This window comes from Pantoea sp. (assembly GCF_039594315.1).
Classification (GTDB): domain Bacteria; phylum Pseudomonadota; class Gammaproteobacteria; order Enterobacterales; family Enterobacteriaceae; genus Pantoea.
This window is the reverse complement of record NZ_JBCNNP010000053.1, coordinates 1-26,648: the sequence shown is the minus strand read 5'-3', so window position 1 is coordinate 26,648 and position 26,648 is coordinate 1. Positions and strand designations below refer to the sequence as shown.

Here is a 26,648-nt window from a genome sequence, read left to right as displayed (position 1 = left end):
CAGCGGGGCCATTTTCACTACATCTTCTTCGCCGCTGAACAGCGAGCAACCGCTGAGCAGAGTGACTGAAATCAGCCCTGGCAGCAGGTATTTACGTAATTCCATGTGCGCTCTCTTGACTGGCTTAGCTTAAGTTATTCATCTTCATCTGCAGCATTTGCTTCAGCGCAGGAGAAGCCTGCGATTCAGCACCTTTGCTCCAGGCATCGCGTGCGCCCTGCTTGTCGCCTTTGCTCAGCAGTGCTTCACCACGAATATCCGCCACAATGGCTGTCCAGCCATCCCCCTTAACATTGTTAAGCGTAGAAAGTGCGGCATCGGCCTGACTTTGCTGCAATTGAATGCGTGCCAGACGCAGGTTAATCACCGCCTGCAAGTTGGCATCTTTGGTATCTTTCAATCCACTCTGTAACAGAGCAATGGCTTTATCTAACTGATTGGCTTCAACGTACTGCTTAGCCAGATCCAACGAGGCCAGTGCACCGTAAGTGTTGCTGTTTTCGCTGGCGAATTTAGCCACGGCTTCCAGCGTTTGCGGCTGATTGGCCTGCATAGCGCTGGTCAGCTTCTGATATTCAGCTGATGCCGCTTTATCTGTTCCTTCCTGATGGCTGGACCAGAAACGCCAGCCACCCAGCGCAGCGATACCGATGATTACGCCAACGGCCAGAAATTTGCCATTGTTGGCAAAGAACTGACGCAGCGCGTCAACTTGTTCGTTTTCGTTGCTGTAAACTTCCACGCAATCCCTCTCTTTAATATGGCTGTTGCAGTGCTGCGCTTACTGCAGCAGCGTGCGCAACGTCGCAGCGGCGTCGCTCTGAGCCAGCGTTTGTTGATCGCCGGTACGCAAGTCTTTCACCACAACCTGGCCCGCTTTCATTTCATCTTCGCCCAGCACCAGCGCAATGCGTGCGCCCCACTTGTCTGCACGGGTAAACTGCTTCTTGAAGTTGCCGCCACCGAAGTTGGTCATCAGCTTCAATGCTGGATCAGCATCACGCAGTTTTTCCGCCAGTTGCATCGCGGCGGACTGAACGCCCTGCCCCGAAGCGATAACATAGACATCAACAATGCTCGTCGGTTCAAATTCTGGATTAACCGCTTGCACCAGTAACACCAAACGTTCCATGCCCATAGCAAAACCGACCGCTGGCGTCGCACGACCGCCGAGCTGTTCAACTAAGCCATCGTAACGTCCTCCGCCACAAACAGTACCCTGCGAGCCGAGGCTGCTGGTCACCCATTCGAATACGGTGCGGTTGTAGTAATCGAGGCCGCGCACCAGACGTTGGTTGATACGGTATTTGATACCGGCGTCATCCAACATGGCGCACAATCCGCTGAAGTGTTCACGCGACTCTTCATCGAGGAATTCACCGAGCGTTGGCGCATCGTTGAGCAGTTTCTGGATATCAGGATTTTTGCTGTCGAGCACGCGCAGTGGATTGGTATACATGCGGCGTTTGCAATCTTCGTCCAGCACGTCCTGATGTTGCTCAAGGAACGCGACCAGCGCGCTGCGGTAATTGGCACGCGCGTCCAATGAACCAATTGAGTTCAATTCCAGCTCGACGTGATCGGCGATACCCAGTGCTTTCCACCAACGTGCGGTCATCATGATCAGCTCAGCATCAACGTCAGGGCCTTGCAGACCAAACACTTCGACACCCATCTGGTGGAACTGGCGATAACGACCTTTCTGCGGACGCTCATAACGGAACATCGGTCCGGTGTACCACAGACGCTGCTCCTGATTGTAGAGCAAACCATGTTCGATACCGGCGCGCACACAACCTGCGGTGCCTTCCGGGCGCAGCGTCAGGCTTTCGCCGTTGCGGTCTTCGAAGGTGTACATCTCTTTTTCAACCACGTCGGTAACTTCACCGATGGCGCGGCTGAACAACGGGGTATGCTCAACGATTGGCAGACGGATTTCACTGTAGCCGTAGCTGGCCAAAACCTGCTTGAGGGTGCCTTCAATACGCTGCCAAATCGCGGTATCCGCCGGCAGATAATCGTTCATCCCGCGAATCGCTTGAATATTCTTCGCCACGTTAGAATCTCTTAAGACAAAAAAACCTGTCCGGCATCATACCTTATGAGGATGAAACCGCACAGGTTCAATCACAAACTGGCACGCGACAGGCGCGCACCGCTTTTATTTTTCCAGCTGTTGCACGTTGATACGGCGGCTTTCATCCAGCATGGTCGCCTTGGCGCGGATACGCGCTTCCAGCTGGTCGATCATGTCATTGTTATCCAGACGATCGCGCTGGCGTACGCCATCTTCATAGAAGCCACTTTTCTTCGCACCGCCGGTTACGCCGAGCGTTGACACCGTAGCTTCACCGGGACCATTTACCACGCAGCCGATAATGGAGATATCCATTGGCGTGATGATGTCTTCCAGACGCTCTTCCAATGCATTCACCGTGCCGATGACATCAAATTCCTGACGCGAACAGGTCGGGCAGGCAATAAAGTTGATGCCACGTGAGCGAATGCGCAGAGATTTGAGGATGTCGTAGCCGACCTTCACTTCTTCAACCGGATCGGCAGCCAGTGAAATACGCAGCGTATCGCCGATGCCTTCGGCCAACAGCAAACCTAAACCAATGGCTGATTTAACCGAACCGGCACGCGCACCACCGGCTTCGGTGATACCTAAATGCAACGGCTGATCGATGGCTTTCGCCAGCAGACGATAAGATTCAACGGCGAGGAAAACGTCGGAAGCTTTAACACTGACTTTGAATTGATCAAAGTTGAGGCGATCGAGGTGATCCACATGGCGCATAGCGGATTCGAGCAGCGCTTGTGGCGTTGGCTCACCGTATTTTTCCTGCAGATCTTTTTCCAGTGAACCGGCGTTGACGCCGATACGGATCGGAATGTTGTAATGGCGCGCGCAATCCACTACCTGGCGGATACGCTCATTATTGCCGATGTTGCCTGGGTTGATACGCAGGCAATCGACGCCATATTCGGCCACTTTCAAGGCGATGCGATAGTCAAAGTGAATGTCCGCGACGAGCGGCACGTTGACCTGTTGCTTAATCAGTTTGAAGGCTTCAGCCGCATCCATGGTTGGCACGGATACGCGAACAATATCAACCCCGACACGCTCAAGCTGGCGAATCTGGTTGACGGTCGCGTCCACATCAGTGGTACGGGTGTTGGTCATTGACTGAACGGCGATGGGCGCACCATCGCCAACTGGCACCTTGCCGACGTAAATCCGTGTTGATTTGCGACGGATGATGGGTGCTTCGTTATGCATATTCTCTCTCCACAATTACCCGGAAAGCGCGCTGCGCGTTATTGCGCACCCAGCGTCAGACGGGCAACCTGGTTATTACGGATAAAGCGACTTAAATCAACTGGCTGATTCTGATATTGCACGTCAACCGCACTCGGTGCGCCAATTTTCAGACGATACGGAGCCGTACCGGACAAACTCAGCTTACCGCCGCTACGTTGCAAACCACTGAACAACTTTTTGCCGGTCGCATCGGTCACTTCCAGCCAGCAGTCGGCTTTGAAGTTCATCACCACCGCATTCGGATCACCCGCTGGCTGGCTGACTGCCGCATTAGCCGTCGGCATTTGGCCGGCTGGTACGCTGTTCGCCGGTGCTGGAGAAGTCGCCGCAGGCGGCGCATTATCAATTGGCGCCTGGCTTGGTGAAACCACGGCATTGTCGCTGCCGTTGGTTGCCGCAGGAGCATTGTTGTTTGCAGCAGGCGCGCTGTTTGCTGGCGTGCTAGCGTTTGGTGTAGCAACTGCACCGGCACCGTTATCCACTGGCGTGCCCGCAGCGTTACTATCCGCATCGCTATTGCTGTCGCTGCTGTTTTCACCCAACGGAATAGATTGGCTGTCGCCACCGCTGCCGTTTTGGTCGGCCATGTTCACCAGATCGGCCTGCGAGGCTTTATGGTTCTGCCACCACCACGCACCGGTTAAGCCAACCACGACGAAGATCACCAACCAGGTGAAAATCATCAGCCAGCCATCACGCTTTTTACGACGCTTACCCAATGAGAAGCTCTGCATTGGCTCGATCTTGGCTGCGCGCACAGGAGCCTGCTTTGCCATCATCGGCAACAGATCATCCTCTGGCACATGCACCAAACGGGCATAAGAGCGAATGTAGCCGCGCAGGAAAGTCGAAGCTAAATCAGCAGGTGATTTGTCCTCTTCAATATCACGCACGGTAGAAAGTTTCAGGCACAGGCGTTCAGCGACGTTTTGCTGGGTCAGCCCCATCTGCTCACGGGCCAGACGCAGGCGTTCACCTGTGGAATGTACTGCAGAATTCTCTTGAGTGGCTTCAGTATTCATTAGCTAAATAACGCTGGTACTGTATCGATTGTGGAAAACTTCGCGCCAACCGGTCGCCATAACGTGTAACGTCAGCAGCGTTTCCCTGTTGCGCGGCGAAACGTATCTGTAACCATGTGCTGTCTGCCGTTGCCGGCAAATGCTGATGGTACACTTCTAAAAGCAGCGGAACCGAGTTCTGTTCCTGCTGTTCAAGCCGCCTTTCCACTTCCCTCAGCAGTTGCTTGCCCTGCTCAGGTGCGGCATCCAGCGCGTAACTTAACTGCTCGCGCGCTGCGGCACTCTCATCAGCTTGCAGGTAACAATAGCCCGAAAACAGAAATGCATCCTGACGAGCCTCGATTTCCTGCGCTTCAATTGCCAGCTTAAACTGTTGATGCGCTTCGTCATACTGCCTTAAACCGCAAAGAAACGCACCGTAATTGTTAGCCACATAGCCATTGAGTGGCGCTAACTGCTGCGCACGTTGAAAATGGCCGCGCGTTTGCGCGTGATTTTGCTGTGCCAGCGCCACACGTGCTAGCGCCAATGGCACACGATAATCATCTGGCGCAGCCTGCTGCGCACGCAACAAATTGCGCTGCGCGGCGGCATAATCTTTCACTGCCAGATACTGTAAACCTAGCTGCAAACGGATATCTGCCGCGCTTTGTCGGACTGGATGAGTGACACAACCGGTTACAACTAAGCTGGCCAACATCGCCGCGAATAATCCCTTACGCATTTCAGTCTCTCCATAAAAATTGTGCGGAGAGACTGACATGAGTTATGCCCGGTGAATATCACCAGGCGCAGAGTTTCAGAGCGCCTTCACAGAGATGGCTTCGCCGGCCATTTTCTTCCGCAGCGTGCGTTTGGTACGGTCAATCACATCGCCCGCCAACTGACCACAAGCGGCATCAATATCGTCGCCACGGGTTTTACGCACGATGGTGGTGAAACCGTAATCCATCAACACTTTAGAGAAACGGTCGATGCGACTGTTCGAGCTGCGGCCATACGGCGCGCCCGGGAACGGGTTCCACGGAATCAGGTTGATTTTGCACGGCGTATCTTTCAGCAACGCCGCCAGTTCGTGCGCGTTATCAGTGCTGTCATTGACGTGATCCAGCATCACATACTCAATGGTCACGCGGCCCTGATTGGCATTGGATTTGCCAATGTAACGCTTAACCGCGGCAAGAAACGTCTCGATGTTGTACTTCTTGTTGATCGGCACGATTTCGTCACGAATGGCATCGTTAGGTGCATGCAGCGAGATCGCCAGTGCCACATCAATCATGTCGCCCAGCTTATCCAGAGCCGGAACCACACCTGAAGTCGACAGCGTGACACGGCGTTTTGACAGGCCGAAACCGAAGTCATCCAGCATGATATCCATTGCTGGCACCACATTGTTCAAGTTGAGCAGCGGCTCGCCCATACCCATCATCACCACGTTGGTGATCGGGCGCTGACCAGTGATTTTTGCGGCACCAATGATTTTCGCGGCGCGCCATACCTGACCAATAATTTCGGATACGCGCAGGTTGCGGTTAAAGCCCTGCTGCGCAGTCGAACAGAATTTGCACTCCAGCGCACAACCGACCTGCGAGGAGACGCACAGCGTTGCACGATCGGCTTCCGGGATATACACGGTTTCAACCAATTGGTCGCCAACACGAATCGCCCATTTGATGGTGCCATCGCTGGAACGCATCTCTTCCGCCACTTCCGGTGCACGGATTTCAGCGCGCTGCATCAATTTGCCGCGCAGTACTTTATTGATATCAGTCATCTGCTCGAAATCATCGCAGCAGTAGTGATACATCCACTTCATGACCTGATCGGCACGGAACGGCTTTTCGCCCATATCAAGAAAGAATTCGCGCATCTGCTGACGGTTAAGATCCAGCAGGTTAATTTTTTCGTTTTTTGGGGAAACAACCACGGGGGAAGCGGACGACGGCGTCACAATCTGTTCGGACATAATATTCTCTGGCCTCGTTGTTACACGTTACGGCTCTGGTTAATAGTAGATAAAAAACTGCGCCCTCGCTGAGACTGGCTCAACAAGGGCGCATAATTGTACTACATCTGCTGCATGATGCCAGGGGGAAGCGCCTACAGTTGTTGAAAAGCTGTAAACACGCGTGTCCGCTTAGGCATCAACGCACTTAGCGAGTGCGTGGGCAGACTTCGTTTTCAGCGAAGAAGTAAGCGATTTCACGTGCTGCAGATTCAGTTGAATCAGAACCGTGGGTTGCGTTCTCAGTGAAGCTGTCAGCGTAGTCAGCACGCAGAGTACCTGCCAACGCGTTGTCTGGGTTAGTTGCACCCATCAGATCACGGTGACGCTGAACGGCGTTTTCGCCTTCCAGTACAGAAACCACAACTGGACCAGAAGTCATGAATTCAACCAGACCATCAAAGAATGGACGACCTTTGTGCTCAGCGTAGAAGCCTTCAGCCTGCTCTTTGGTCAGATGCAGCATTTTCGCGCCAACGATTTTGAAGCCCGCGCTTTCAAAACGGTTGTAGATAGCACCAATCACGTTCTTAGCGACGGCGTTTGGTTTCACGATTGAGAAAGTACGTTCGATTGCCATGTTGACCTCTAGTTAGCATCCTGAAGAATCCGGGAGTTCCTCCCGGTAAGAAAACGCGCCGATTATAGGGACATCATGGCGCGTTGCCTATTGGCGATTGGTGGAATTATTGAAAATAATTGATTTTTGTCGGGGCAAACACGCAAAAAATATGCCATACACGGACTCAATTTCGGCTAAATGCCACCGATGACAATTGCCCAGCTTCATCCATTACCACCAGTTGATATTGGCCCGGTTCATCCAGCACTAATGCCGCGCTACTTTTCCCCGCATCTTGTTCGATAGGTTTGCCATTCAAAAACCACCAGCGTTGTTCACCTTGCCCACCTTGCACCGCCACCGGCATCACTAATACCACTTTGCCCGGCAGCGGCTGCACATGCTGACCATTAATTACGCCGGTAATCACCATCGGCGGCGCGTTGCCTTGATTGAGCGGTGGGCAAGACGGATCGATCGCCGGTAAGCGTTGCGCACGCCGTTCCGCCACCGGCAGCCAGGGTTCTAACGGCAACGGCCACATCATTCGCTCATGACTTTGCGCATCAGGACAATCTGCCGCCACACGCAATCCCTGGCTGTTTTGCCAATAACGCTGACGTAAACCGCTGACGCTTTCCTGTCCCGGCGCCAACAGCGTTGGCGGCACGGTTTGATTCAATACCCAACTTTGACGTCGTTGACGACAGTTATCGTCGCCGATTGGCAACGGCTGACCGCCGGGCCAGCAGATACTCATTGCGCTAACGGATGCCGGACGCGGATCGCGCGGCGCGCCAGTGATGGGCATATGCCCAGCGAGGATATTGTTGACCTGATTCATCACCGGTACTGCTGAAGCAAAACCAAACTGCCCGGCAACCGGCGTAGCATCGGGCCGCCCGACCCACACGCCGATGAGATAACGTGGCGTGATGCCAATCGTCCACGCATCGCGATAGCCATAACTGGTGCCGGTTTTCCACGCTAGCGGCACAATATCAGCCACCGTGCCGCTGGCAGAAGGCTGCGCTTCACCGGCCAAAATACGCCGCACGATCCATGCGGCACCCGGCGACAACAGCGGCCTTTGCTGCAACGGCTGCGTTGCCAACCAACGCAGCTGCGCGGCATTGCCTTGCCGGGCGAAAGCACTGTAAGCCGCGACGATGTCGTCAAGACGCGCGCCGGTGCCACCGAGCACCAGCGACAAATTGGGTTCGGATCCCGCCGGGAAACGCAGATTTAACCCGACGTTACGCAAGCGTGCCGCCACCGTTTTTGGCCCGAGTGCATCCAGCAGCTGCACCGCTGGCAGATTTAACGATCGCTCCAGCGCCTCACTGGCACTGACCGGGCCGTGAAATCCGGAATCAAAATTGCCGGGACGATAATCGCCAAAACGACGCGGCACATCTTGCAGCAGGGATTCGCCGTGAATCAGCCCATCATCCAGCGCCATGCCATAAACAAATGGCTTCAGTACCGATCCGGGCGATCGCACGCTGGAGATCATATCGACATGCCCAAAACGGCTGTCGTCATTAAAATCCACCGATCCAACGTAACCGCGCACTTTCATGCTTTGATGATCCACCACCAACAATGCCATCGAGGTACGCGGCGGCAGGTTGCTTTTTAGCGACGCGGCTAAATTCTCCAATTCGCGCTGTAGCGACAGATCAATGGTTGAGGTGATTTTATTGTCGGGCGACAGCGACAACAAACGTCGAGCCAGCAGCGGCGCACGTTGTGGCATCTGGCGCGGCGGCAGCCACACGCTCTCCTGTTTGATATCGGCGACATCCTGCGCGGACCAAACCTGATATTCCGCCAGTCGATCCAATACCTTATTGCGAGCGACTTCGGCGCGTTGTGGCCAGCGATCGGGCCGCAGACGACTTGGTGCCTGAGGCAATACCGCCAACAACGCCGCTTCGCCTTTAGTGAGTTGCGAAGGTGGTTTGCCCAGCCACATCCAACTTGCCGCGCCCACGCCTTCAACCGTGCCGCCAAACGGCGCACTATTAAGGTACAGCGTAAGAATGTCGCGCTTGGAAAGGTGATATTCGAGTTGCAGCGCGCGCCAGGCTTGCACCACTTTGCCGCGCAAGGTGCGTGGTTGCGGATCGATCAGCCGCGCCACCTGCATGGTGAGCGTGCTGCCACCGGAGACAATGCCGTGATGCAATACGTTTTGCCCAACAGCACGCACCACCGCCATGGGATTGATGCCGGGGTGATACCAAAACCAGCGATCTTCATAGGTAAGCAATGCCTCGATGTAGGCTGGCGATACGTCGTCCAGCGTCACCGGATAGCGCCACACGCCTTGTTTATCGGCAAAACGCCACAGCGGCGTGCCATCTTCCGCCACCACCACCCGTGCTGGTTGCATTTCCTGTAACGGCAGCGGCGACAGGCGATCCAATAGCCACAACGCAGCCAAAAACAGCAGTAAAAAAAGCGGCAGCCAGCGCCACCGCTTTAGTTTTATCGCTAGCTTCATCAATGCTTAACGCACATTGATTTTTTCTGATGTGCTACCAATCGCCCGCCACTCCGGCACGTACATCGATTCCACCTGCGGCGGCGGCAAGCGATAACTGCCTGGCGTTACGGCGCGCGCCAGATACAGCAAGGTGCCCGGCGTATAACCATCTAGCGCCAGCGCGGCCACAAAGCGATCATCGCGGAATTCGATGTGCTTAATATTGGCCTGCTGCATATCCATCATGCTCTCTTTCAACGCATCGGCGCTGTCGCCTAAACTGGCGCTGCTGTCGCTGAGATTTTGGTTCTCCAGTTCAAGCCCGGCAGGCAGCAGATCAACCACCAGCGCATCGCTGACGCGTTCGCTGGCCGCCACTTTCAAACGCACCACTAACAGCTCACCGCTTTTCAGATTGGTAAGGTCGGCCGGTTTGCCATCCAACGTGAAATATTCACGGCTGATTTTCAGTACGTTGCTGATTGGCGACGGTGCCGTGCGTGGATAACCGACCACATTCAGCGTGCCGTAAAGCGGCGATGCGTTGTCGCTTTTCACCGACAGGCCTTGTCGCAACTGTTGTTCATCAATGCCGATATTCAGCATCTGGTTGCTGCTCAGCGGTTCTGATTTGCCTTGCAGTGTCGCCTGCCAGTTTTCACCTTTATGCTGTTGCAAGGTGCGAGCGGCGAGGAACAAGGCGTTGTTCTCTTGAGTGGAGAACCAGCGTTGTCCATGCACCACTTTTGCCAGCTCAATCAACAGCGGGCCTTGCATCTCTGCCAGCAGTTGGTTTTCCGTCAGCAGCGACAATATCAATGCGCGATCACGCACCGGACTGCCGTAATCGCCAAGCCAGCTGTTAGGTTTGCGCTCCAGCCCAATGCCTTGCGCCAGCGCCAATTGCGCGCGTTGTTGATCGCCCATCAGCTTCAGCGCTACGCCAAGTTGCACCAGCGCCAGACCCGATTTGGCCTGCTCACGTTTTTCATACAACGCGCGCAGTGCACCCAGCGGCGCTTGCTGCTGACGCGCTAGCACCAATCCAGCGTAAGCTTGCACGCTAAAACGTAAGCCATCAGCATCGCTGCTCCAGCTGGTTTCAATCTGCGCCGGATCCTGTAAATAGCGCAGCAAGCGTTCATCGGCACGGCTGATGACACCCTCCGGAATGCTGTAACCGGCTTCACTGGCGCGCAGCAGGAAATCCGTGACGTAAGCAGTTAGCCAGAACTCTTCCTCGCTCTCTTTGCTCCACAGACCAAAACTGCCGTTGCCACGCTGCATGCCCGCTAAACGTGCGATGCCGGTATCAATCGAGGCGCGACGCGCTTCGTCGCTGCTGGTTTTGATGCCCATTGCCGTGAGCTGTGCATGATTGGTGAACACCGACGGCCAAATACCGCTTGTCGTCTGTTCGAGACAACCATACGGATAGGCATACAGCGAGCTGATAAAGTTGGCGATATTCAGCGGCGGTCGATTACTCAGAGAAAGCTGTCCGTTCAGGGTGTCGGGCTGCAAGCCGTTAAAGGCGCTTGCCATCACCTGCCAGCTTTGACCGGTTTGCATCACGTTATCGAAACTCAGCGTTTGTGCCGGATAGGGCGGACGCACCCCAATTTTCCATGTACGCTCGCTGGGAGCCAGAGTTTCACCCGGCAAACTCATGCCGGAGACCTTTACCTGTACATCGCCGTCGCCAAAGCCGCCTTGAGCTTTAACCGGGATTGGCAACGTGGTGCGCGCGCCTTTTGCTAACTGCACGCTGGCTGGAACCTGCCCGTTCAGCGCGATCTGCCCGCTGGCAGCGACATTGATTTTTAACGTCTGCGCTTGATCGGTGAGGTTGGTAAGATCCAGCGCCAGCGTGGCTTGATCGCCGCTAGCAAGGAAACGCGGTGTCGCCAGTTCGCTGATCAACGGCGCGGCTACCACCAGCTTACGATCGGCCGATCCAAAGCTGTCGTCGCTCCACACTTGCGCCATCAAACGCAGTTCACCGTTGAAGGTCGGAATCGGCAGTTCCAGCGTACCTTCGCCGTTGGCATCCAGCGTGACGGCTTGCAATTGCTCGGCCACGATCTGCACGTCCGTCACCGGTTTTTTGCCGCCGCGCGACAACGCATCGCTGTCATCGCCGTCACCACCAAAGCGCAGCGCTGCAAGTTTGCCGCCGCCTTCGATCAACTGACCAAATACATCGTATTGATCGGCGTTGTAACGCTTACGACCAAAAAACGCCTCCCACGGATTCGGCGTTTTGTAATCGGTGATGTTGAGCACGCCGCTGTCCACAGCAGAGAGCAACACCTGAACCTGCTGCGGCAATGCGCCGCCGTCGCGGCTGGCTTTGACCTTCACTTTTAAGGTTTGCTCAGGACGGATTTTATCGGGCGCATCGATGGTCAGCCCAAGGCGACGCGCTTCCGTCGCCATCGGCAAATGCAACAAGCCAACCGCACGTTTCGGCGTGGTACCGCTGGTTTTGTCGCCGTCACGCACCACAATGGCGCTGAGATAGAGATCGTGGCGCTGCCAGCTGTCGCTGATCGGCACATCAATGGTTGCGCCTCCGGCTGGTACATCCAGCGGTTGCCACCATAAGGTGCCCGTGCTGGATTCCACCATCAAATAGCCTTTGCCGGCCGCTGGTGATTCGACTTTCACATGTGCGGTATCGCCCGCTTGATAAGCGGTTTTATCGATTTTGAGTTTGACCTGATCCGGACGTAGCGCGCCTGTGCCGTTGGTGTTGTCCTGCCACCAATAACCGGCCTGGAAGCGTACGCTGCTGACGATGTTGTCACCGGCATGCACTTCTAAACGATAGGTGCCCCACTCAACCGGGAAGCTGACTTTCTGACTGCCACCCGCGTGGATAGTGATGCGCTGCTGCTCTTCTTGCAGATCTTTTTGATCGAAGCGCGATTGCCAGCCTTCGCTGTCGGAGAAACTCCAGTAATAGTCACGGCGTTCGTGAATCAGGCGTACATCCAGATCCTGTGCAGCCAGCTTTTCTCCCTGGCTGTTGGCAAACACCACGTCGAATTCGGCGAGACTGTTTTCCGGTACTGTCGGCTCATCGTGATAACGATCGCTGCGATAGTCGTACACCGATTCGCTGTTGAATAATGGACGAATCGCTGGCAAAGCGGGTGCAGGCCAAATCGCTTGTGTTACGCGGCGCGTCACCGGACGACCGCCGGTTTCGAGCAGGCTGGCTTGCAGGATCAAATTGAGTGGCGAATGACTCTCCTTCCAGCTGCTTTCAACATTGAGTTGCAACTTGCCGCTGTCGTCGAGCTTTTCATCCACATCATCCAGTGAACGTTTCAGGTCTTCGGTGATGTCGCCAAATTGATAGCCCGGCAGCGCAGCGACCGCCTCACGCGCCGGACGCAGGAACAGCTGCCCTTGCAGCTCGTTGCCTGAAGCAGGCGCACCGTAAAGATATCGACCTTCAATATCAAAGGTGACATCCGCATCCGGTGCCAGCGGCTGCGCGTTGCTATTCAGCGACAACGCCATACGCTCCGGCAGAAAATCTTCGACGTGGAACGGCCAGCTGCGTGGCTGATTGTCGCCACTGTTAATACGCAGCGTCCATTCGCCCGTCATTGCTGAAGCGGGCAAAGCAAAGCGTTGTTGATAAACGCCATTTTCAGGCTGCCAGACAAAAGTTTGCGTCACTTCACCATTCGGTTGCACCACTTCGGCTTTCACCGGTTGCGCAGGTAACGGTTTGCCATCGGCATCACGCAACAGCGCGTTGACGATCACCGTTTCGCCCGGACGATAGAGATCGCGCGGGCCAAACACGAAGAATTGCTTGTCGTAGCCTTGCGGGCCATCAATCGGAAACTCAGCCAGATCCAGCGCTGGGCGGTTAAGATCGATCAGCGACGTTTGGCCCTTTTGTGTCGCCAGCAGCAGTTTTCCTTTAGCATTAGCCGGTAAACGCAGGTGACCGTTATTGTCGCTGCTGCCGCTCGCCAGTTGTTTGCCCTTCTCATCCAGCAGTTGCACGTTCACATCATCAAGCGGTGCGCCACTGGCGAGACTTTGCGCAAACAGTTCAAGTTGATCCGGGAACTGATGCAGCGACAAACCAATGTCGCTCAAAGTGAACAGTGTCGCCGGTTGCGTGTAGTTGTAGGTTCCGGCCTGTTTCATCACCGCCAAATAGACGCCGGGCTTTTGCAGCGCATCAACATCACCCAATGGCAACTGCATTTTTTCGCGGGTATTACGGGCAGGATTGAGATCGAAACGTCCGCTGTAAACCAAGTCGGCATTTTTCAACAGTTCGCGCGATTCCCAGTACGACATATTGTTGCCGTAATTCCACTGGGCAAGGAAATCCGCTAATGCGGCACTTTTAACCCGGAAGAAATCGACGTCGACGTTATTCACATTCAACGCCAGCACCGGTAAGCCTTGCGTCAGGCGCAACGGCAGTAATGAACCGCGGCTGGCGAAACCGACCATCGGCTGGATATCGCGCGTAGTGAGGGTTTGGCTAAAAGGCTTAGATAAGGTGCTGCCATCCGCGGCTTGCAGGCTGGCGTCAGCGGTAATAGTCAGTTTGCGTGAAGGTTCCGGATGACGAAAACGCAGAACTTTACCGTTTTGCGCCAGCTCCCAGGCACCATCTACGTTGCCGCTTTTGTCGTCGATGATTTTCACCCGCGAGGCAAAATCTTGTTTGTTATCCAGCGGCGCGTTGAATGTCAGCACCAGTGCGGCGGCGCCATCAAGTTGCAATTCAGACAGGTCGATAACATCCAGCGTTTGCTGCTTCACTACCGCCGCCGGCGTGTCCGCCGCGTGCAGAGAAACGCTGTTTAGCAACGCCCCGCCGATCACCATGCTGAGCAGCAGTCGATTAATCGTTTTTGCCATGGTAAATCCCTCACCAGTCCCAGATTTAGAGTATTGGAGTGCTAAGTTGCGCAATTTCACCTCAAGCCACCAACTTTAGCAATCATGCCCTTGAGATAGCGTTCACATTCCCGGACACTGGACGTTTCCCGTTTGCTGAGAAGAGGTTGCTATGACAGCCATGTTTGTGTCCGCTGAATGGTTGAATGAACATTACAACGAAGAAACGTTGCAAGTTTTAGATGCGCGGATGTTGCCGCCGGGTCAGGAAACGGTGCGCGATATAAAGGCAGAATATCTGGCGGGTCATCTGCCAAATGCGCCGTTCTTCGACATCGAAGCCTTGTCTGATCACACCAGCCCCTATCCACACATGATGCCGCGTGCAGAATCTTTCGCTGTAGCGATGCGCGAACTGGGTGTGAATCAGGATAAACATCTGGTGGTCTATGACGAAGGCAATTTGTTCTCAGCACCACGCGCATGGTGGATGCTGCGCGCCTTCGGTTGCGCGAATGTGTCGATTTTGGCCGGTGGATTGCAAGGTTGGAAAGCCGCAGGATTTGATACCGAAACCGGCCCGGTTAGCCTGCCAGAAGGCGAATTTGAAGCCAGCTATGATCACACACAAGTTAAACGCCTTAACGATGTCTTGCTGATCAGCCACGAAGGTGGCGCGCAGATCGTGGATGCGCGTGCCGCCAACCGTTTCAACGCCGAAGTGGATGAACCGCGTCCCGGCTTATTGCGCGGGCATATCCCGCATAGCCTCAACGTGCCGTGGAACAGTTTGGTGGTGAACGGTGAACTCAAACCGGCAGCAGAATTGCGTGATCTGTTTGCACAAGCGGGCGTGAAATTGGATCAGCCGATCGTGGCCAGTTGCGGTTCTGGCGTAACAGCAGTGGTGGTGATTCTGGCGTTGACGTCGCTGGGCGTGCGCGATGTGACGCTGTACGACGGTTCGTGGGGCGAATGGGGCAGCCGCGACGATTTGCCGATTGGGAAACCATAAGCTACGCGGGATGAACGAAACGGTCGCCAAAAATGGCGACCGTTTTTGATTAAATAATCCGCTGACTGCCTTTGAAATCGCGCAGGAAACTGCCCCAGCGACGTTCGTAGAATGGCGTGATGTGGGCGGTGAAGAAATGGCTAACGCCGCGATCTTCATTCACCACTTCACAGATATCAATTGGCGCGTCATCCGCCAGCGTATCCGTAGCAACCCCACCTGCCGCCTGAATGATCTCATCAATATCACTGTCCGCTTCAATACCAATCAGCAGGTTCGGCTCTTCATTGGCGTTTTCACGAATGCTGGCGATATAGGCGCGACGCACCTGTTTGTATTTGGCAAACAGCTGAGTAAGCGAATCAACCATTTGCGCAGGCGGTTCAGCCACTTCAGATAATAGCAGCGCCTGGCCGCCTTCCAGCACGGTTTGCTGACTCAGTGCGCTGCCCTCTTCGCCAATCAAATGGGCAATTTCACCCGGCGAAAACTCTTTGCCCGCAGGCAATTTCGGATTGAGGAACAGCGTTTCGCCTTGAGTGATTTCAAACAGCGTACGCACCGGCATGCGCAGATAAGGCTGTTCATCTTTGATCGCCTCGCCCATCGCTTCTTCTGATGTGAAGAACGGAATTACGCTGCCGCCGCCCTCTTTTTCCCAGTGCTGCAATTCCACTGGCGAAGTGGCATCAAACTGTTCAGCAGGACTTTCGCCCGGCACCCAAACGTCCGCTTCCAGCAGCAGTTGGAAAAATTCCGGGCGGTGCGCAGGCTCAGTGGCGGCCAGTTTCAGCACCTCTTCAAGACGGTTACTCATTTATCACTTCCAAAAAAGTGGCAGGCCGACGCCTGCCGTGATGAGGACTATTTCAGTAACAGATTAGCGACTGTGCGCACACCCAAACCGGTTGCGCCAGCAGACCACTGATCGACCGCGCCTTTACGATAGGTGGCTGAGCAGTCAATGTGCAGCCAGCCTTGCTGATATTTGCTGACGAAATACGACAGGAACGCTGCTGCGCTGCTGGCACCGGCGGGGTGCGACGGGCTGGCGATATTGTTCAGATCGGCGAAGTTGGATGGCAAATGGCTGCGATGGAACTCGGCCAGTGGCAAGCGCCAGAAAGCTTCGTTTTCACCAGTTGCGCTACCCAACAGTGATTCCGCCAGCACATCATCAAAGGTAAACAACGCGTGGTAATCGTTGCCCAACGCGGTTTTCGCTGCACCGGTTAAGGTGGCGGCATCAATCAGTAATTCTGGGTTCTGCTCGCTGGCATCGATCAGACCATCAGCCAGCACTAAACGGCCTTCGGCATCGGTGTTCATCACTTCAACGGTTTTGCCGTTGCGATAGCGAATGATGTCACCGAGACGGAACGCGTTACCGCTGACCATGTTGTCGGCGCAGCACAGGAACAGTTTTACGCGCTTGTTGAGGCCGCGCGAAATCGCCAGCGCCAATGCGCCGGTCAAGGTCGCCGCGCCACCCATGTCGGACTTCATTGAGTCCATAAAGGCGCTCTGCTTCAGGCTGTAACCGCCGGTATCAAAGGTGATGCCTTTACCTACCAGACAGGCATAAACCGGCGCATTTTCGTCACCGGTTGGGTTGAAATCCAGCGCCAAAAATACCGGAACGCGTGACGAACCACGACCAACCGTGTGAATGCCAGCATAACCTTGCTCGCGCAGATCTTCGCCTTTGGTAATGCGATAGCTCACCGCTTTGCCGCCCACTTCGTTGATCAGATCCACCGCGTTGTGCGCCAGCTGCTCTGGGCTAAGATCTTCAGCCGGCAAGTTGATGGTGTCGCGCACCCAATCGACGATCTTCAGACGACGATCAAATTCGGCTTGATCGGCTTCATTCAGTTCTGGCCATTCAACCTGGCGCTGGCCTTTCGGGCTGCGATAGCCTTGCCAGAATGCCCAGCATTTTTCCAAATCCCAGCCTTCGCCGCTTAATGCCACATGGCGAATGCCCTGGCCGTCCAGCTTACGCCCCGCGCGCTGGATGCTCATCAGCGCATCTGCGCCAGTCAGGTGAACGGTCATGCCACTGTCATTGCTGCTCAGCAACGCTTTCTCACCCCAGCGCGCATCGGCGGCCTGGGAGCTGAGCGTAATTGTCATCGGTTGTGTTGTCATCGCGTGGCTCCGTTTGCGTTAGGTGTCACCTTGCGCCAGAACCGGCGCAAGGGGTGCAAGATTTAGCGGGTCGCAGGCGATAAAGCGCGCAAACGCGTTACCGCTTTGTTAACCAGCTCAATAGCGTAGTCAATTTCCTCTGCTGTGGTGAAGCGTCCGAGCGAGAAACGCAGCGAACTGTGTGCCAGCTCCTGCTCAACGCCCATCGCGCGCAATACATAAGAGGGTTCGAGGCTAGCCGAGGTACAAGCCGAACCAGACGACAGCGCCAAATCTTTCAGCGCCATGATCAGTGATTCGCCATCGACCTGGGCAAAACTGATATTCAGGATGTTCGGCGCGCCCTGCTCCAGCGAACCGTTGAGATTTACCTGGCCTAATTTATTGATGCCCTGCCACAGACGCAAGCGCAGTTCAGCCAGACGCGCCATTTCCGTGCTCATCTCTTCACGTGCGATGCGATAGGCTTCGCCCATGCCGACGATCTGATGAACCGGCAAGGTACCAGAACGCATGCCGCGTTCGTGCCCGCCGCCATGCATCTGTGCATCAATTTGCAGTTTTGGTTTGCGACGCACCCACAGCGCGCCAATGCCTTTCGGGCCATAAAGTTTGTGCGCCGAAAATGACATCAAATCCACTGGTAGCGTGCTGACATCGAGCGGCAATTTGCCAACGCTTTGCGTGGCATCGACGTGAAACAAAATGTCGCGCGCACGACACAGCGCGCCAAGTGCGGCGATGTCCTGAATCACACCGGTTTCATTGTTGACGTGCATCAGCGACACCAGCACGGTGTCTTCGCGTAAAGCGGATTCCAGCATCTGCGGCGTAACAATGCCGTCGCTGCCAGGCTGTAAAAAGGTGACATCAAAGCCTTCGCGCTCCAGCTGCAAGCAACTGTCGAGCACCGCTTTATGTTCGGTTTGGCTGGTGATGATGTGTTTACCGCGCGCCTGATGGAATTGAGCTGCACCTTTGATTGCCAGGTTGTCAGCTTCGGTGGCGCCGGAAGTAAAGACGATTTCACGCGGATCGGCATTGACCAGCTCAGCAATTTGATTGCGAGCGACATCAACGGCTTCTTCAGCCTGCCAGCCAAAACGGTGAGAACGGGAAGCGGGGTTACCGAAGGTGCCATCCAAGGTGAGGCATTGCATCATTTTGGTGGCGACACGCGGATCGGCAGGCGTGGTGGCCGCGTAATCCAGGTAAATCGGTAATTTCATTGCGCTACAACTCCGTATAAAAAATCATACGTCTTTATAGCACATTCGACCTTTCCCGTATGAACAGGAAAGGCCGAAGGAGAACAGATTAAGCGCGCAGATTAACGTTGATGGTTTCTTGCACACGATGCTGCTGGAAGCGACGGTTATCGACAGTGTTCTGACGATCGGCGACTTCGAGGATTTCTTGATTGTTGACCAGTTCCGCCAACGTGATGTTATTGAGGAAGTCGCTGATGCGCTCGCTCAGATCACGCCACAAGACGTGAGTCAGGCAACGCTCGCCGCCTTGGCAGCCTTCTTTGCCCTGGCATTTGGTAGCGTCGACAGATTCGTCAACGGCGGTAATAACCGCGCCCACTGCAATCGCGCTGGATTCTTTGCCTAACAGATAACCGCCACCTGGACCACGCACGCTAGCGACTAAGCCATGCTTACGCAGACGCGAGAATAACTGCTCCAGATAGGAGAGCGAAATGCCCTGACGCTCAGAAATGTCAGCTAGCGGCACCGGGCCCTCATTCGAGTGCAGTGCAACGTCCAGCATAGCGGTTACGGCATAACGTCCTTTGGATGTCAGTCTCATAGCATACAACCTCGTAAGCGTCCGTCCGGTTATCGGCGGGTTATCTGATGAATTGGATGCAGTCTGACATTCCTGAGTAAAACGGTCAACTATTTAACCGAGTAATTTGCTCAACTATTTAACCAAGCGTTTTACTCAACTATTATCCCCATTTCCTTTGCGCTTTTCGAACGAAGCCATCATGCCGCGTAGGATGTTCAGTTCATCGCGCTCTGGACGTGCACGCGTGTATAAACGACGCAATTTGCTCATCACCTGGCTCGGCGTACCTTCGCGGATAAAGCCGCTGTTCAGCATCATCTGCTCGATGTGCTGATAGAAGCGCTCTAGATCGTCCACCAGCGGATACGGCGACTCTTCAGGCTCGGCGGTTGGCGCCGCTTTCTCTTGTGCATCCAGCCATGCCATGCGCACTTCATAAGCGATGATCTGTACTGCCATCGCCAGGTTCAGCGAGCTGTATTCCGGATTGGCTTGAATCGCCACGTGATAATGACACTTCTGCAACTCTTCGTTGGTCAGGCCAACACGTTCGCGACCAAACACCAGTGCCACCGGTGCTTGCTGGCCCTCTTCCACGCTTTTCACGCCACATTCACGTGAATTGAGCATTGGCCAAGGCAGCGAACGCGAACGTGCGCTGGTACCAACCACCAGACTGCATCCAGCGATGGCTTCATCCATGGTATCGACAATGCGTGCATTACCGATCACATCGCTGGCACCGGCAGCGAGCGAGATAGCCTGTGAATCAGGTTTCACCAGCGGGTTCACCAAATAGAGGTTGGTTAAGCCCATGGTTTTCATGGCGCGCGCGACAGAACCCATGTTGCCGGTGTGCGAAGTTTCTACCAGTACGATTCGGATATTTTGCAGCATAATTAGAGGCGGTCAGGAAATGATGGCGCGCATCCTAACATAAAAAGAGGACATTTGCTGAACACACTGATATACTCCGCGCCGTTTTCCCCGTTCTTTAACATCCAGCGAGAGATACCGATGCATCCGATGCTCAACATCGCCGTGCGCGCAGCGCGCAAGGCCGGAAATTTAATTGCCAAGAATTATGAAACCCCGGACGCAGTTGAAGCTAGCCAGAAAGGCAGCAACGACTTCGTTACCAATGTTGACCGTGACGCAGAACGTCTGATTATCGAAGTAATTCGTAAATCGTACCCGAAACACACCATCATCACCGAAGAAAGCGGTGAACTGGCGGGCGAAGATCAGGACATTCAATGGGTAATCGATCCGCTGGATGGCACCACCAACTTCATCAAACGTCTGCCACACTTCTCAGTTTCTATCGCTGTGCGCGTTAAAGGCCGCACCGAAGTCGCTGTGGTTTACGATCCAATGCGCAATGAACTGTTCACCGCGGTACGTGGTCAGGGCGCACAGCTGAATGGTTATCGTCTGCGCGGCAGCACTGCTCGCGATCTGGATGGCACCATTCTGGCGACCGGTTTCCCGTTCAAGCTGAAACAGCACGCAACTCCTTACATCAATATCGTTGGCAAACTGTTCACTCAGTGTGCAGATTTCCGTCGCACCGGTTCAGCTGCGCTGGATCTGGCTTATACCGCGGCGGGCCGCGTTGATGGTTTCTTCGAGATTGGTTTGAAGCCTTGGGATTTTGCGGCTGGCGAACTGTTGGTGCGTGAAGCGGGCGGTCTGGTAACTGACTTTACCGGCAACCACGGCTACGTGATGTCAGGTAACATCGTTGCCGGTAACCCACGCGTCGTGAAAGCGATGCTGGCAACCATGCGCGAAGAATTGAGCGAAGCGCTGAAGCGCTAAGCATGAAAATGGCGGATGTGATATCCGCCTTTTTTTCGTCTTAAAACGGTCTTAATCCGCTGCTCATCATCGGACGCGCGGCTTGCCACAGCACCATTCCCGCCAGTACCAACAACGCACCACCGGCTAACGCCAGCAACGACATCAGCATTTTCACCCGCTGTGAATTGCCATTGCCTGCGCCGAGTTTTTCCGCCAGCCGACGCGAACGTTGTACCAGTAAGCCCATCGCCGAAACCGTCAACGCCGTGCCGATCGCCATCGCTACCGCAGATGCCACGCCCCACGCATACACACCAATCACTTTGGCGAACAGCAGCATCATGATTGCGCCAGAGCAAGGGCGCAGTCCCATCGAGAACACCACCAGCGCCTGAGTTTTGCCGCTGACGGCTTGATCCATTTGCGCGGCACTCGGCAGATGCGCATGGCCGCAACCGCAATGTTCATCGTGCTGATGATGCGGGCGAAGCGCATGAATCTGCATCTTCGGCGCGGGACGCAATAATTGGCGCAAGGTACGTAATGCTCGCCAACCGACCCAACATCCCAGCGCCATCACCAGCAGATAACTGCCCTTCTCCAGCCAATAGCTGCCGAGGTGCATCTGGCGTGAAGAGGTTTGCAGCACCACCAGCATCAGGGTGACCAATCCAATCGCCACGCCACCTTGCAGCAGCGCCGCCAGCAACGTCAGTTTCATACTGGTTTTCAATTTGGCGGGATGTGTGGCGAGAAAAGTACTGATCACCACTTTGCCATGTCCCGGCCCCAGCGCGTGCAACACGCCATATGCCAGACTGAACAGCATCAACGTCGCGCCCGCCTGCTGCGGTTGTTCGGCGACTTGCTGCAGCAGTTGCGTCATCTCGCGATTCAGAACTTTTTGCCATAACACGCTTTGCAGCAAAATCTGCGACCAATGCTGCCACAGCAATACGCCAGCCAGCAGCAGCAACGCCGCCATAATCCACAGCGGCCATAAGCGACGTGAAACAGCAGGAAGGGAATTTAATGACATGCCAGCGTAACCGTTTGAGCGAATTGCTGGCCGAGATCCATTTCTTCCGGCGGCGCATCAGCTTTATCCAGTGAGAGCGCATATTGCTTGAGCGAATCATCCGGCTTGGGCGTGTGCAGATCGATTTGGCAATGCGCTTTCACGCTGTCATCCATGGTCAATGCCTGCGGGTTGTCGTAATACATATCCACGAAATAGCTCGGATCAAAGGTTTGAATTCGGTACTGCTTAGCGCTCAATGACTGCGGCTCGCCGAGCGGCACGATAAACTCCAGCACCGCTTTGTTGCCGCTGCGCGACAGGTTGTACTCTTTCGGCAGATTGAGGAACTTCACCCGATTTTTGTCCTGCCACACTTCGGTGAAATAGTGCTGCCCCAATACGTTCGCCATCACTTGAGCCGCCAACTTTTTCCATACCACATCGCCCGGCTTGGCTTTGCCTGCATCGTAGAGCAGATCGGCCGAGGTAATTTCATCCATGGTCCAGACCATTTTCATGCCGCTTAAATGCTCGTTTTCACTGATAAACTCGGTTTTCATATCAATAAAGCTGTGCGGATGTGACCAGGCTGCCGTGCTGAACAACAGCGTAATGGTAATGAGTGCAATTTTCATGTGTTATAAAGTAACAATTTTAAAGTGAAGTGTAGAGTGGTCCAGAAAAATTGTGACCCGCCCTAAAGCTCTGAACAAAAGTCACGACAAAGTGCAAGGTTACCGCATGGAGTTAGCTATTCTTAGCTCAAAAATGACCTGCGGATAAACCTTTGATGAGTTCTGCAACTTCTTCTGCACCACTCTTCAGCCGTTCCCAGCGTCGCTGTCATCTGTTACTGCTGCTATTTCTGCCCGCTCCCGCGTTGACGCTTGAAAAGCTCTGCCAGTTAAATGGTGTGGCGCCTGTTGTTGCCCGACAGGATATCGCGGATGTGGGGGAGGAGATACAGCGTTACTACCAACTGGAACTGCATCAGATGGTAGATGGCAGCTTCCGCATTCATGGGACGGAACTGGACAGGCGGCTATGCCTGATCCATTGGCTGCGACGCGCACTGCGCTTGTCGCAGGATTTTGTCTGCGAGCATTTTGCGCCGGTACTACGTCAGCGGTTGAAAGTGCTGAAAATCGAGAAAGCGTTGTGGGATGAAACCAATCTGCAAGCGCTGATTCAACACTGTAGTTTGCGACTGGCGCGCGACTTCACGCCGCGCGATCGCCTGTTTCTGCAAATCTTCATGAAATACGCCCTGTGTCAGCGACAAAATGCCCTTTTCAATGCCGATCAGCGTAGCTGGTTAGCGGAGAAATTCGAGCGTGGCGCGGCGGATGACGTGATTCACCATTGGCAGAAACGTTGCCATTTAGTGCCCGACGTCAGCGAAACCGATTTCTGGACGCTGCTGTTCAGCCTGATTCATGCGCCGGACGCTGCGCAACTTGATCATCCGCAAGCGGTTAAGCTGATGCAATCAGTAGAAGCGTTGGTTAGCCACTTTGAACAAATGGCACAGATGCAGTTCAAAAATCGCCAAGAACTCACCAGCATATTATTTACCCATTTAGCCCAGGCGCTGGATCGCAGCCATTTCTCCATCGGCATTGATAACAGCGTGGCGCTGGATGTGGCGCGACTTTATCCGCGGCTGCTACGCACCACCGAACGCGCACTGGAGCATTTCTGCCGCGAGTTTGCGACACGTTTTAGTAGTGAAGAAGTGAGTTTGGTGGCGGTGCTGTTTGGTGCCTGGTTGATGCAGGAGAGCGCATTGCAGGAAAAGCAGGTTCTGCTGCTGACCGGCGCAGATGCTGCGCTGGAACAGTTGCTGGAGCAGCAACTGCGCGAAATGACGCTGTTGCCGATCAACATCTCTTATCAGGATGTTCTGCACTTCCAGCGTGAAGGCGCGCCGCGAGATATTGCGCTGGTGATTACGCCGTATGCGATTTCATTGCCACTGTTTTCGCCACCGCTGATTCACGCGGAGCTGCCGCTGAGTCACCATCAGCAGCAGCGTATTCGTCAGTTGTTAGAAACTTAAGCCGCGCGGGGTCGCAGGAACAAAGCAGGCAGTGCGACGCAAGCCATCACCCAGAACAGATGACCTTGCAGATGAGCGAACAGCACGCCACAAATCATCGTCATTACCGCAATTCCGCCGCCCATTGCCAACGCCGAGTAGAGAGATTGCAGGCGAATCACTTCCGCACCTTTGCGTGCCGCGATAAACCGCATCGCCGCCAAATGGCAGACGGTAAAACTGCCGCAATGCAGAATCTGCGCCACGATTAACAGTGGCAATGCGGTGCTTAATCCCAGTAACGTCCAGCGCACAATCGCACACACGCCGGAGAGCAACAGCAGATCGCGCGCGCTCCAGCGGCGGAACAGTCGGCTACTGAGGGCAAACACGATGATTTCAGCCACCACGCCCAATGACCATAGATAGCCAACTATCGATGCGGAGTAGCCGCTTTCTTGCCACCAAATGGCGCTGAAACTGTAGTAAGCCGCGTGCGCGCCTTGCAACAACGTCACGCAGACCATAAAGCGCCATACTGCGTTTTCGCGCAATAAAACGCGCCACGCTTGCCAGCCGCCATCGGTGGATGTCTGCCGTTCGCTGCCCTGCGGTTGCGTAGCGGGCGTCAGCATCATTCCGGCTAACATGCTGATCGCACCGAAGGACAACAGCACTAAAATCGCCTGCGACGAAAACGCACTGACCAGCATGCCGGTTAATGCAGAGCTGATGACAAACGCCAGCGATCCCCATAAGCGCACCGGGCCGTAGGCCAGACCAATTTGCTGCGTCCAGGTCGCCGCTAACGCATCACTCAGTGGAACCAGCGGTGAGAAAAATAGGTTGAAGCCCACCATGACCAACAGTAGCCACATCCACTGTTGTCCGACCCAATATCCGATGGCGAACAAACAGGTCATCAGCGCCAACAGGCGCAATGCGGTGATCAGCTGTGAGGGATTTTTCACCTGCGAGGCAATCAGTAAACTGCCGACAAAGCGCGCCACCATGCCACAACCGAGCAGCAGGCCAATTTTTTCGGCATCGAGTCCGGTGCCTTTCAGCCAAACGCTCCAAAAAGGCAGGTAAATGCCGTAACAAAAGAAGTACGTGAAGTAGCCTAATCCCAGCCATCTGGCCGATCCGATTGCCATAATCCCTCCAGCAAAAATGCTGCTCAGCAGCACAAGTGGTCGCTACTTTGTCAGAGCAATGTCGTAGCGGCAATAAAAAAAGGATGGCTTGCGCCATCCTTTTTTAATGCTGCATCAGCATGCGTAAACGTTACGCGTAAACCGGCAGACGGCTGCAAATATCCAGCACTTTCTGCTTGGTGCGTTCGATGGTCGCTTCGTCGTTGATGTTGTCCAGAACGTCAGCGATCCAGCCAGCCAGTTCACGCACGTCAGCTTCTTTAAAGCCACGACGCGTTACTGCTGGAGTACCGATACGCACACCAGAGGTCACGAATGGGCTCTTCGGATCGTGCGGTACGCTGTTTTTGTTCACGGTGATGTTAGCGCGGCCCAGAGCGGCATCGGCTTCTTTACCGGTCAGGTTTTTGCTCACCAGATCGATCAGGAACAGGTGGTTGTAGGTGCCACCAGAAACGATGTTGTAACCGCGCTCCAGCAGAACTTCCACCATCGCTTTAGCGTTCTTGGCAACCTGCTGCTGATAAGTTTTGAACTCAGGCTCCATCGCTTCTTTGAACGCTACCGCTTTACCTGCAATCACGTGCATCAAAGGACCGCCCTGACCACCTGGGAAGACCGCTGAGTTCAGTTTTTTATACAGCTCTTCATCACCGTTTTTCGCCAGGATCAGACCGCCACGTGGACCCGCCAGGGTTTTGTGCGTGGTTGAAGTGACGATGTGGGCATGTGGAACCGGATTTGGATAAACATCTGCAGCAATCAGACCAGCCACATGCGCCATGTCAACGAACAGGTACGCACCAACGCTATCAGCGATTTCACGCATTTTGGCCCAGTCGCACACGCCAGAGTAAGCAGAGAAACCACCGACGATCATTTTTGGCTTGTGGGTTTGCGCCAGTTCAGCCAATTCGTCGTAGTTGATTTTGCCGGTTTCATCGATGCCGTAAGGAATCACGTTATACAGCTTGCCAGACAGGTTAACCGGAGAACCGTGGGTCAGGTGACCACCGTGCGCCAGATTCATGCCCAAAATGGTGTCGCCCGGTTGCAGCAAAGCGGTGTAAACCGCGAAGTTTGCCTGAGAGCCTGAATGCGGCTGCACGTTAGCAAAATCAGCACCGAACAGCTCTTTCGCACGGTCGATCGCCAACTGCTCAACGATATCAACGTATTCGCATCCGCCGTAATAGCGTTTGCCCGGATAGCCTTCGGCATATTTGTTGGTGAGCTGTGAACCTTGCGCCTGCATTACGCGTGGGCTGGTGTAGTTTTCAGAAGCAATCAGTTCAATGTGCTCTTCCTGACGCACTTTCTCTTGCTCCATAGCCTGCCACAACGCGGCATCATAATCGGCAATGTTCATATCAC

General features: G+C 54.6%; 22 protein-coding genes. 3 read left to right on the top strand and 19 right to left on the bottom strand.

The window, feature by feature from the left end; genetic code table 11:
- From ABDW13_RS20000 to ABDW13_RS19955, 10 genes are all read right to left on the bottom strand, one after another.
- On the bottom strand, window positions 1-105 hold a 105-nt coding region (locus ABDW13_RS20000; protein WP_343554288.1), incomplete at its 3' end, for a hypothetical protein.
- A gap of 19 nt (window positions 106-124) precedes the next feature.
- Window positions 125-742: a YfgM family protein gene (locus ABDW13_RS19995; protein WP_343554287.1), complete on the bottom strand. Its 618-nt coding sequence runs from the start codon at window positions 740-742 to the stop codon at window positions 125-127.
- A gap of 39 nt (window positions 743-781) precedes the next feature.
- Window positions 782-2,056 (bottom strand): histidine--tRNA ligase, encoded by a 1,275-nt coding sequence (hisS, locus tag ABDW13_RS19990; protein ID WP_343554286.1) that lies wholly within the window; start codon window positions 2,054-2,056, stop codon window positions 782-784.
- A 105-nt stretch (window positions 2,057-2,161) separates the two neighbouring features.
- The gene (ispG, locus tag ABDW13_RS19985; protein WP_007884889.1) at window positions 2,162-3,283 is read right to left on the bottom strand and encodes a flavodoxin-dependent (E)-4-hydroxy-3-methylbut-2-enyl-diphosphate synthase; all 1,122 of its coding nucleotides are present in this window, start codon (window positions 3,281-3,283) and stop codon (window positions 2,162-2,164) included.
- A 38-nt stretch (window positions 3,284-3,321) separates the two neighbouring features.
- On the bottom strand, window positions 3,322-4,347 hold the full coding sequence (gene rodZ, locus ABDW13_RS19980) for a cytoskeleton protein RodZ (protein ID WP_343554285.1): 1,026 nt from the start codon (window positions 4,345-4,347) through the stop codon (window positions 3,322-3,324).
- Window positions 4,337-5,071: a type IV pilus biogenesis/stability protein PilW gene (gene pilW / locus ABDW13_RS19975; protein ID WP_343554284.1), complete on the bottom strand. Its 735-nt coding sequence runs from the start codon at window positions 5,069-5,071 to the stop codon at window positions 4,337-4,339. The genes rodZ and pilW overlap by 11 nt, the downstream gene beginning before the upstream one ends.
- Before the next feature lie 75 nt (window positions 5,072-5,146).
- A complete protein-coding gene (locus tag ABDW13_RS19970; RefSeq protein ID WP_343554283.1) occupies window positions 5,147-6,316 on the bottom strand; it encodes a bifunctional tRNA (adenosine(37)-C2)-methyltransferase TrmG/ribosomal RNA large subunit methyltransferase RlmN in 1,170 nt (389 codons plus the stop codon).
- A 187-nt stretch (window positions 6,317-6,503) separates the two neighbouring features.
- Window positions 6,504-6,935, bottom strand: coding sequence for a nucleoside-diphosphate kinase (ndk, locus tag ABDW13_RS19965; protein ID WP_013510085.1), 432 nt, complete (start codon window positions 6,933-6,935; stop codon window positions 6,504-6,506).
- A gap of 166 nt (window positions 6,936-7,101) precedes the next feature.
- Window positions 7,102-9,426, bottom strand: coding sequence for a peptidoglycan glycosyltransferase PbpC (gene pbpC / locus ABDW13_RS19960; protein WP_343554282.1), 2,325 nt, complete (start codon window positions 9,424-9,426; stop codon window positions 7,102-7,104).
- 6 nt (window positions 9,427-9,432) lie between these two features.
- Window positions 9,433-14,313 carry an alpha-2-macroglobulin gene (locus ABDW13_RS19955; protein WP_343554281.1) on the bottom strand — a complete coding sequence of 1,627 codons (4,881 nt, stop codon included), beginning with the start codon at window positions 14,311-14,313 and terminating at the stop codon, window positions 9,433-9,435.
- A 151-nt stretch (window positions 14,314-14,464) separates the two neighbouring features.
- Between ABDW13_RS19955 and sseA the strand changes: the two genes are divergently transcribed.
- Window positions 14,465-15,307: a 3-mercaptopyruvate sulfurtransferase gene (sseA, locus tag ABDW13_RS19950; protein WP_343554280.1), complete on the top strand. Its 843-nt coding sequence runs from the start codon at window positions 14,465-14,467 to the stop codon at window positions 15,305-15,307.
- Window positions 15,308-15,356: 49 nt separating this feature from the next.
- Here sseA and sseB read toward each other — a convergent pair whose 3' ends face one another.
- The 5 genes from sseB to trmJ all read right to left on the bottom strand — a co-directional run bounded on the left by sseB (window position 15,357) and on the right by trmJ (window position 20,152).
- On the bottom strand, window positions 15,357-16,124 hold the full coding sequence (sseB, locus tag ABDW13_RS19945; protein WP_343554279.1) for an enhanced serine sensitivity protein SseB: 768 nt from the start codon (window positions 16,122-16,124) through the stop codon (window positions 15,357-15,359).
- A 47-nt stretch (window positions 16,125-16,171) separates the two neighbouring features.
- Window positions 16,172-17,458 (bottom strand): aminopeptidase PepB, encoded by a 1,287-nt coding sequence (gene pepB, locus ABDW13_RS19940; protein ID WP_343554278.1) that lies wholly within the window; start codon window positions 17,456-17,458, stop codon window positions 16,172-16,174.
- Between the two features lie 62 nt (window positions 17,459-17,520).
- Window positions 17,521-18,687 (bottom strand): IscS subfamily cysteine desulfurase, encoded by a 1,167-nt coding sequence (locus tag ABDW13_RS19935; RefSeq protein WP_343554277.1) that lies wholly within the window; start codon window positions 18,685-18,687, stop codon window positions 17,521-17,523.
- An 88-nt stretch (window positions 18,688-18,775) separates the two neighbouring features.
- Window positions 18,776-19,273, bottom strand: a complete 498-nt coding sequence (gene iscR, locus ABDW13_RS19930) for a Fe-S cluster assembly transcriptional regulator IscR (protein WP_343554276.1) — start codon at window positions 19,271-19,273, stop codon at window positions 18,776-18,778.
- A gap of 135 nt (window positions 19,274-19,408) precedes the next feature.
- Window positions 19,409-20,152: a tRNA (cytosine(32)/uridine(32)-2'-O)-methyltransferase TrmJ gene (trmJ, locus tag ABDW13_RS19925; RefSeq protein WP_343554275.1), complete on the bottom strand. Its 744-nt coding sequence runs from the start codon at window positions 20,150-20,152 to the stop codon at window positions 19,409-19,411.
- A gap of 120 nt (window positions 20,153-20,272) precedes the next feature.
- Here trmJ and suhB point away from each other — a divergent pair, with 120 nt between their 5' ends.
- Window positions 20,273-21,076 (top strand): inositol-1-monophosphatase, encoded by an 804-nt coding sequence (gene suhB / locus ABDW13_RS19920; protein ID WP_343554274.1) that lies wholly within the window; start codon window positions 20,273-20,275, stop codon window positions 21,074-21,076.
- Between the two features lie 40 nt (window positions 21,077-21,116).
- Here suhB and ABDW13_RS19915 read toward each other — a convergent pair whose 3' ends face one another.
- Both ABDW13_RS19915 and ABDW13_RS19910 read right to left on the bottom strand, forming a co-directional pair.
- Window positions 21,117-22,097 carry a nickel/cobalt transporter gene (locus ABDW13_RS19915; protein ID WP_343554273.1) on the bottom strand — a complete coding sequence of 327 codons (981 nt, stop codon included), beginning with the start codon at window positions 22,095-22,097 and terminating at the stop codon, window positions 21,117-21,119.
- Complete coding sequence (locus tag ABDW13_RS19910) at window positions 22,088-22,714, bottom strand: DUF1007 family protein (protein ID WP_343554272.1); 627 nt, start codon at window positions 22,712-22,714, stop codon at window positions 22,088-22,090. Before ABDW13_RS19910 ends, ABDW13_RS19915 begins: the two co-directional genes overlap by 10 nt.
- 155 nt (window positions 22,715-22,869) lie before the next feature.
- Between ABDW13_RS19910 and csiE the strand changes: the two genes are divergently transcribed.
- A complete protein-coding gene (csiE, locus tag ABDW13_RS19905; protein WP_343554271.1) occupies window positions 22,870-24,138 on the top strand; it encodes a stationary phase inducible protein CsiE in 1,269 nt (422 codons plus the stop codon).
- Here csiE and ABDW13_RS19900 read toward each other — a convergent pair.
- Window positions 24,135-25,274 (bottom strand): 3-phenylpropionate MFS transporter, encoded by a 1,140-nt coding sequence (locus ABDW13_RS19900; protein ID WP_343554270.1) that lies wholly within the window; start codon window positions 25,272-25,274, stop codon window positions 24,135-24,137. The two genes, csiE and ABDW13_RS19900, sit on opposite strands and share 4 nt — an antisense overlap.
- Window positions 25,275-25,404: 130 nt before the next feature.
- Window positions 25,405-26,648, bottom strand: a 1,244-nt coding sequence (gene glyA / locus ABDW13_RS19895) for a serine hydroxymethyltransferase (RefSeq protein WP_343554269.1), incomplete at its 5' end; no start/stop codon positions are given.

What these genes read in the sequence shown, in the direction of transcription:
- ispG (WP_007884889.1), bottom strand. Translation starts at nt 3,283, where the DNA reads ATGCATAACGAAGCACCCATCATCCGTCGCAAATCAACACGGATTTAC.
- rodZ (WP_343554285.1), bottom strand. Translation starts at nt 4,347, where the DNA reads ATGAATACTGAAGCCACTCAAGAGAATTCTGCAGTACATTCCACAGGT.
- pilW (WP_343554284.1), bottom strand. Translation starts at nt 5,071, where the DNA reads ATGCGTAAGGGATTATTCGCGGCGATGTTGGCCAGCTTAGTTGTAACC.
- ABDW13_RS19970 (WP_343554283.1), bottom strand. Translation starts at nt 6,316, where the DNA reads ATGTCCGAACAGATTGTGACGCCGTCGTCCGCTTCCCCCGTGGTTGTT.
- ndk (WP_013510085.1), bottom strand. Translation starts at nt 6,935, where the DNA reads ATGGCAATCGAACGTACTTTCTCAATCGTGAAACCAAACGCCGTCGCT.
- pbpC (WP_343554282.1), bottom strand. Translation starts at nt 9,426, where the DNA reads ATGAAGCTAGCGATAAAACTAAAGCGGTGGCGCTGGCTGCCGCTTTTT.
- ABDW13_RS19955 (WP_343554281.1), bottom strand. Translation starts at nt 14,313, where the DNA reads ATGGCAAAAACGATTAATCGACTGCTGCTCAGCATGGTGATCGGCGGG.
- sseA (WP_343554280.1), top strand. Translation starts at nt 14,465, where the DNA reads ATGACAGCCATGTTTGTGTCCGCTGAATGGTTGAATGAACATTACAAC.
- sseB (WP_343554279.1), bottom strand. Translation starts at nt 16,124, where the DNA reads ATGAGTAACCGTCTTGAAGAGGTGCTGAAACTGGCCGCCACTGAGCCT.
- pepB (WP_343554278.1), bottom strand. Translation starts at nt 17,458, where the DNA reads ATGACAACACAACCGATGACAATTACGCTCAGCTCCCAGGCCGCCGAT.
- ABDW13_RS19935 (WP_343554277.1), bottom strand. Translation starts at nt 18,687, where the DNA reads ATGAAATTACCGATTTACCTGGATTACGCGGCCACCACGCCTGCCGAT.
- iscR (WP_343554276.1), bottom strand. Translation starts at nt 19,273, where the DNA reads ATGAGACTGACATCCAAAGGACGTTATGCCGTAACCGCTATGCTGGAC.
- trmJ (WP_343554275.1), bottom strand. Translation starts at nt 20,152, where the DNA reads ATGCTGCAAAATATCCGAATCGTACTGGTAGAAACTTCGCACACCGGC.
- suhB (WP_343554274.1), top strand. Translation starts at nt 20,273, where the DNA reads ATGCATCCGATGCTCAACATCGCCGTGCGCGCAGCGCGCAAGGCCGGA.
- ABDW13_RS19915 (WP_343554273.1), bottom strand. Translation starts at nt 22,097, where the DNA reads ATGTCATTAAATTCCCTTCCTGCTGTTTCACGTCGCTTATGGCCGCTG.
- ABDW13_RS19910 (WP_343554272.1), bottom strand. Translation starts at nt 22,714, where the DNA reads ATGAAAATTGCACTCATTACCATTACGCTGTTGTTCAGCACGGCAGCC.
- csiE (WP_343554271.1), top strand. Translation starts at nt 22,870, where the DNA reads ATGAGTTCTGCAACTTCTTCTGCACCACTCTTCAGCCGTTCCCAGCGT.
- ABDW13_RS19900 (WP_343554270.1), bottom strand. Translation starts at nt 25,274, where the DNA reads ATGGCAATCGGATCGGCCAGATGGCTGGGATTAGGCTACTTCACGTAC.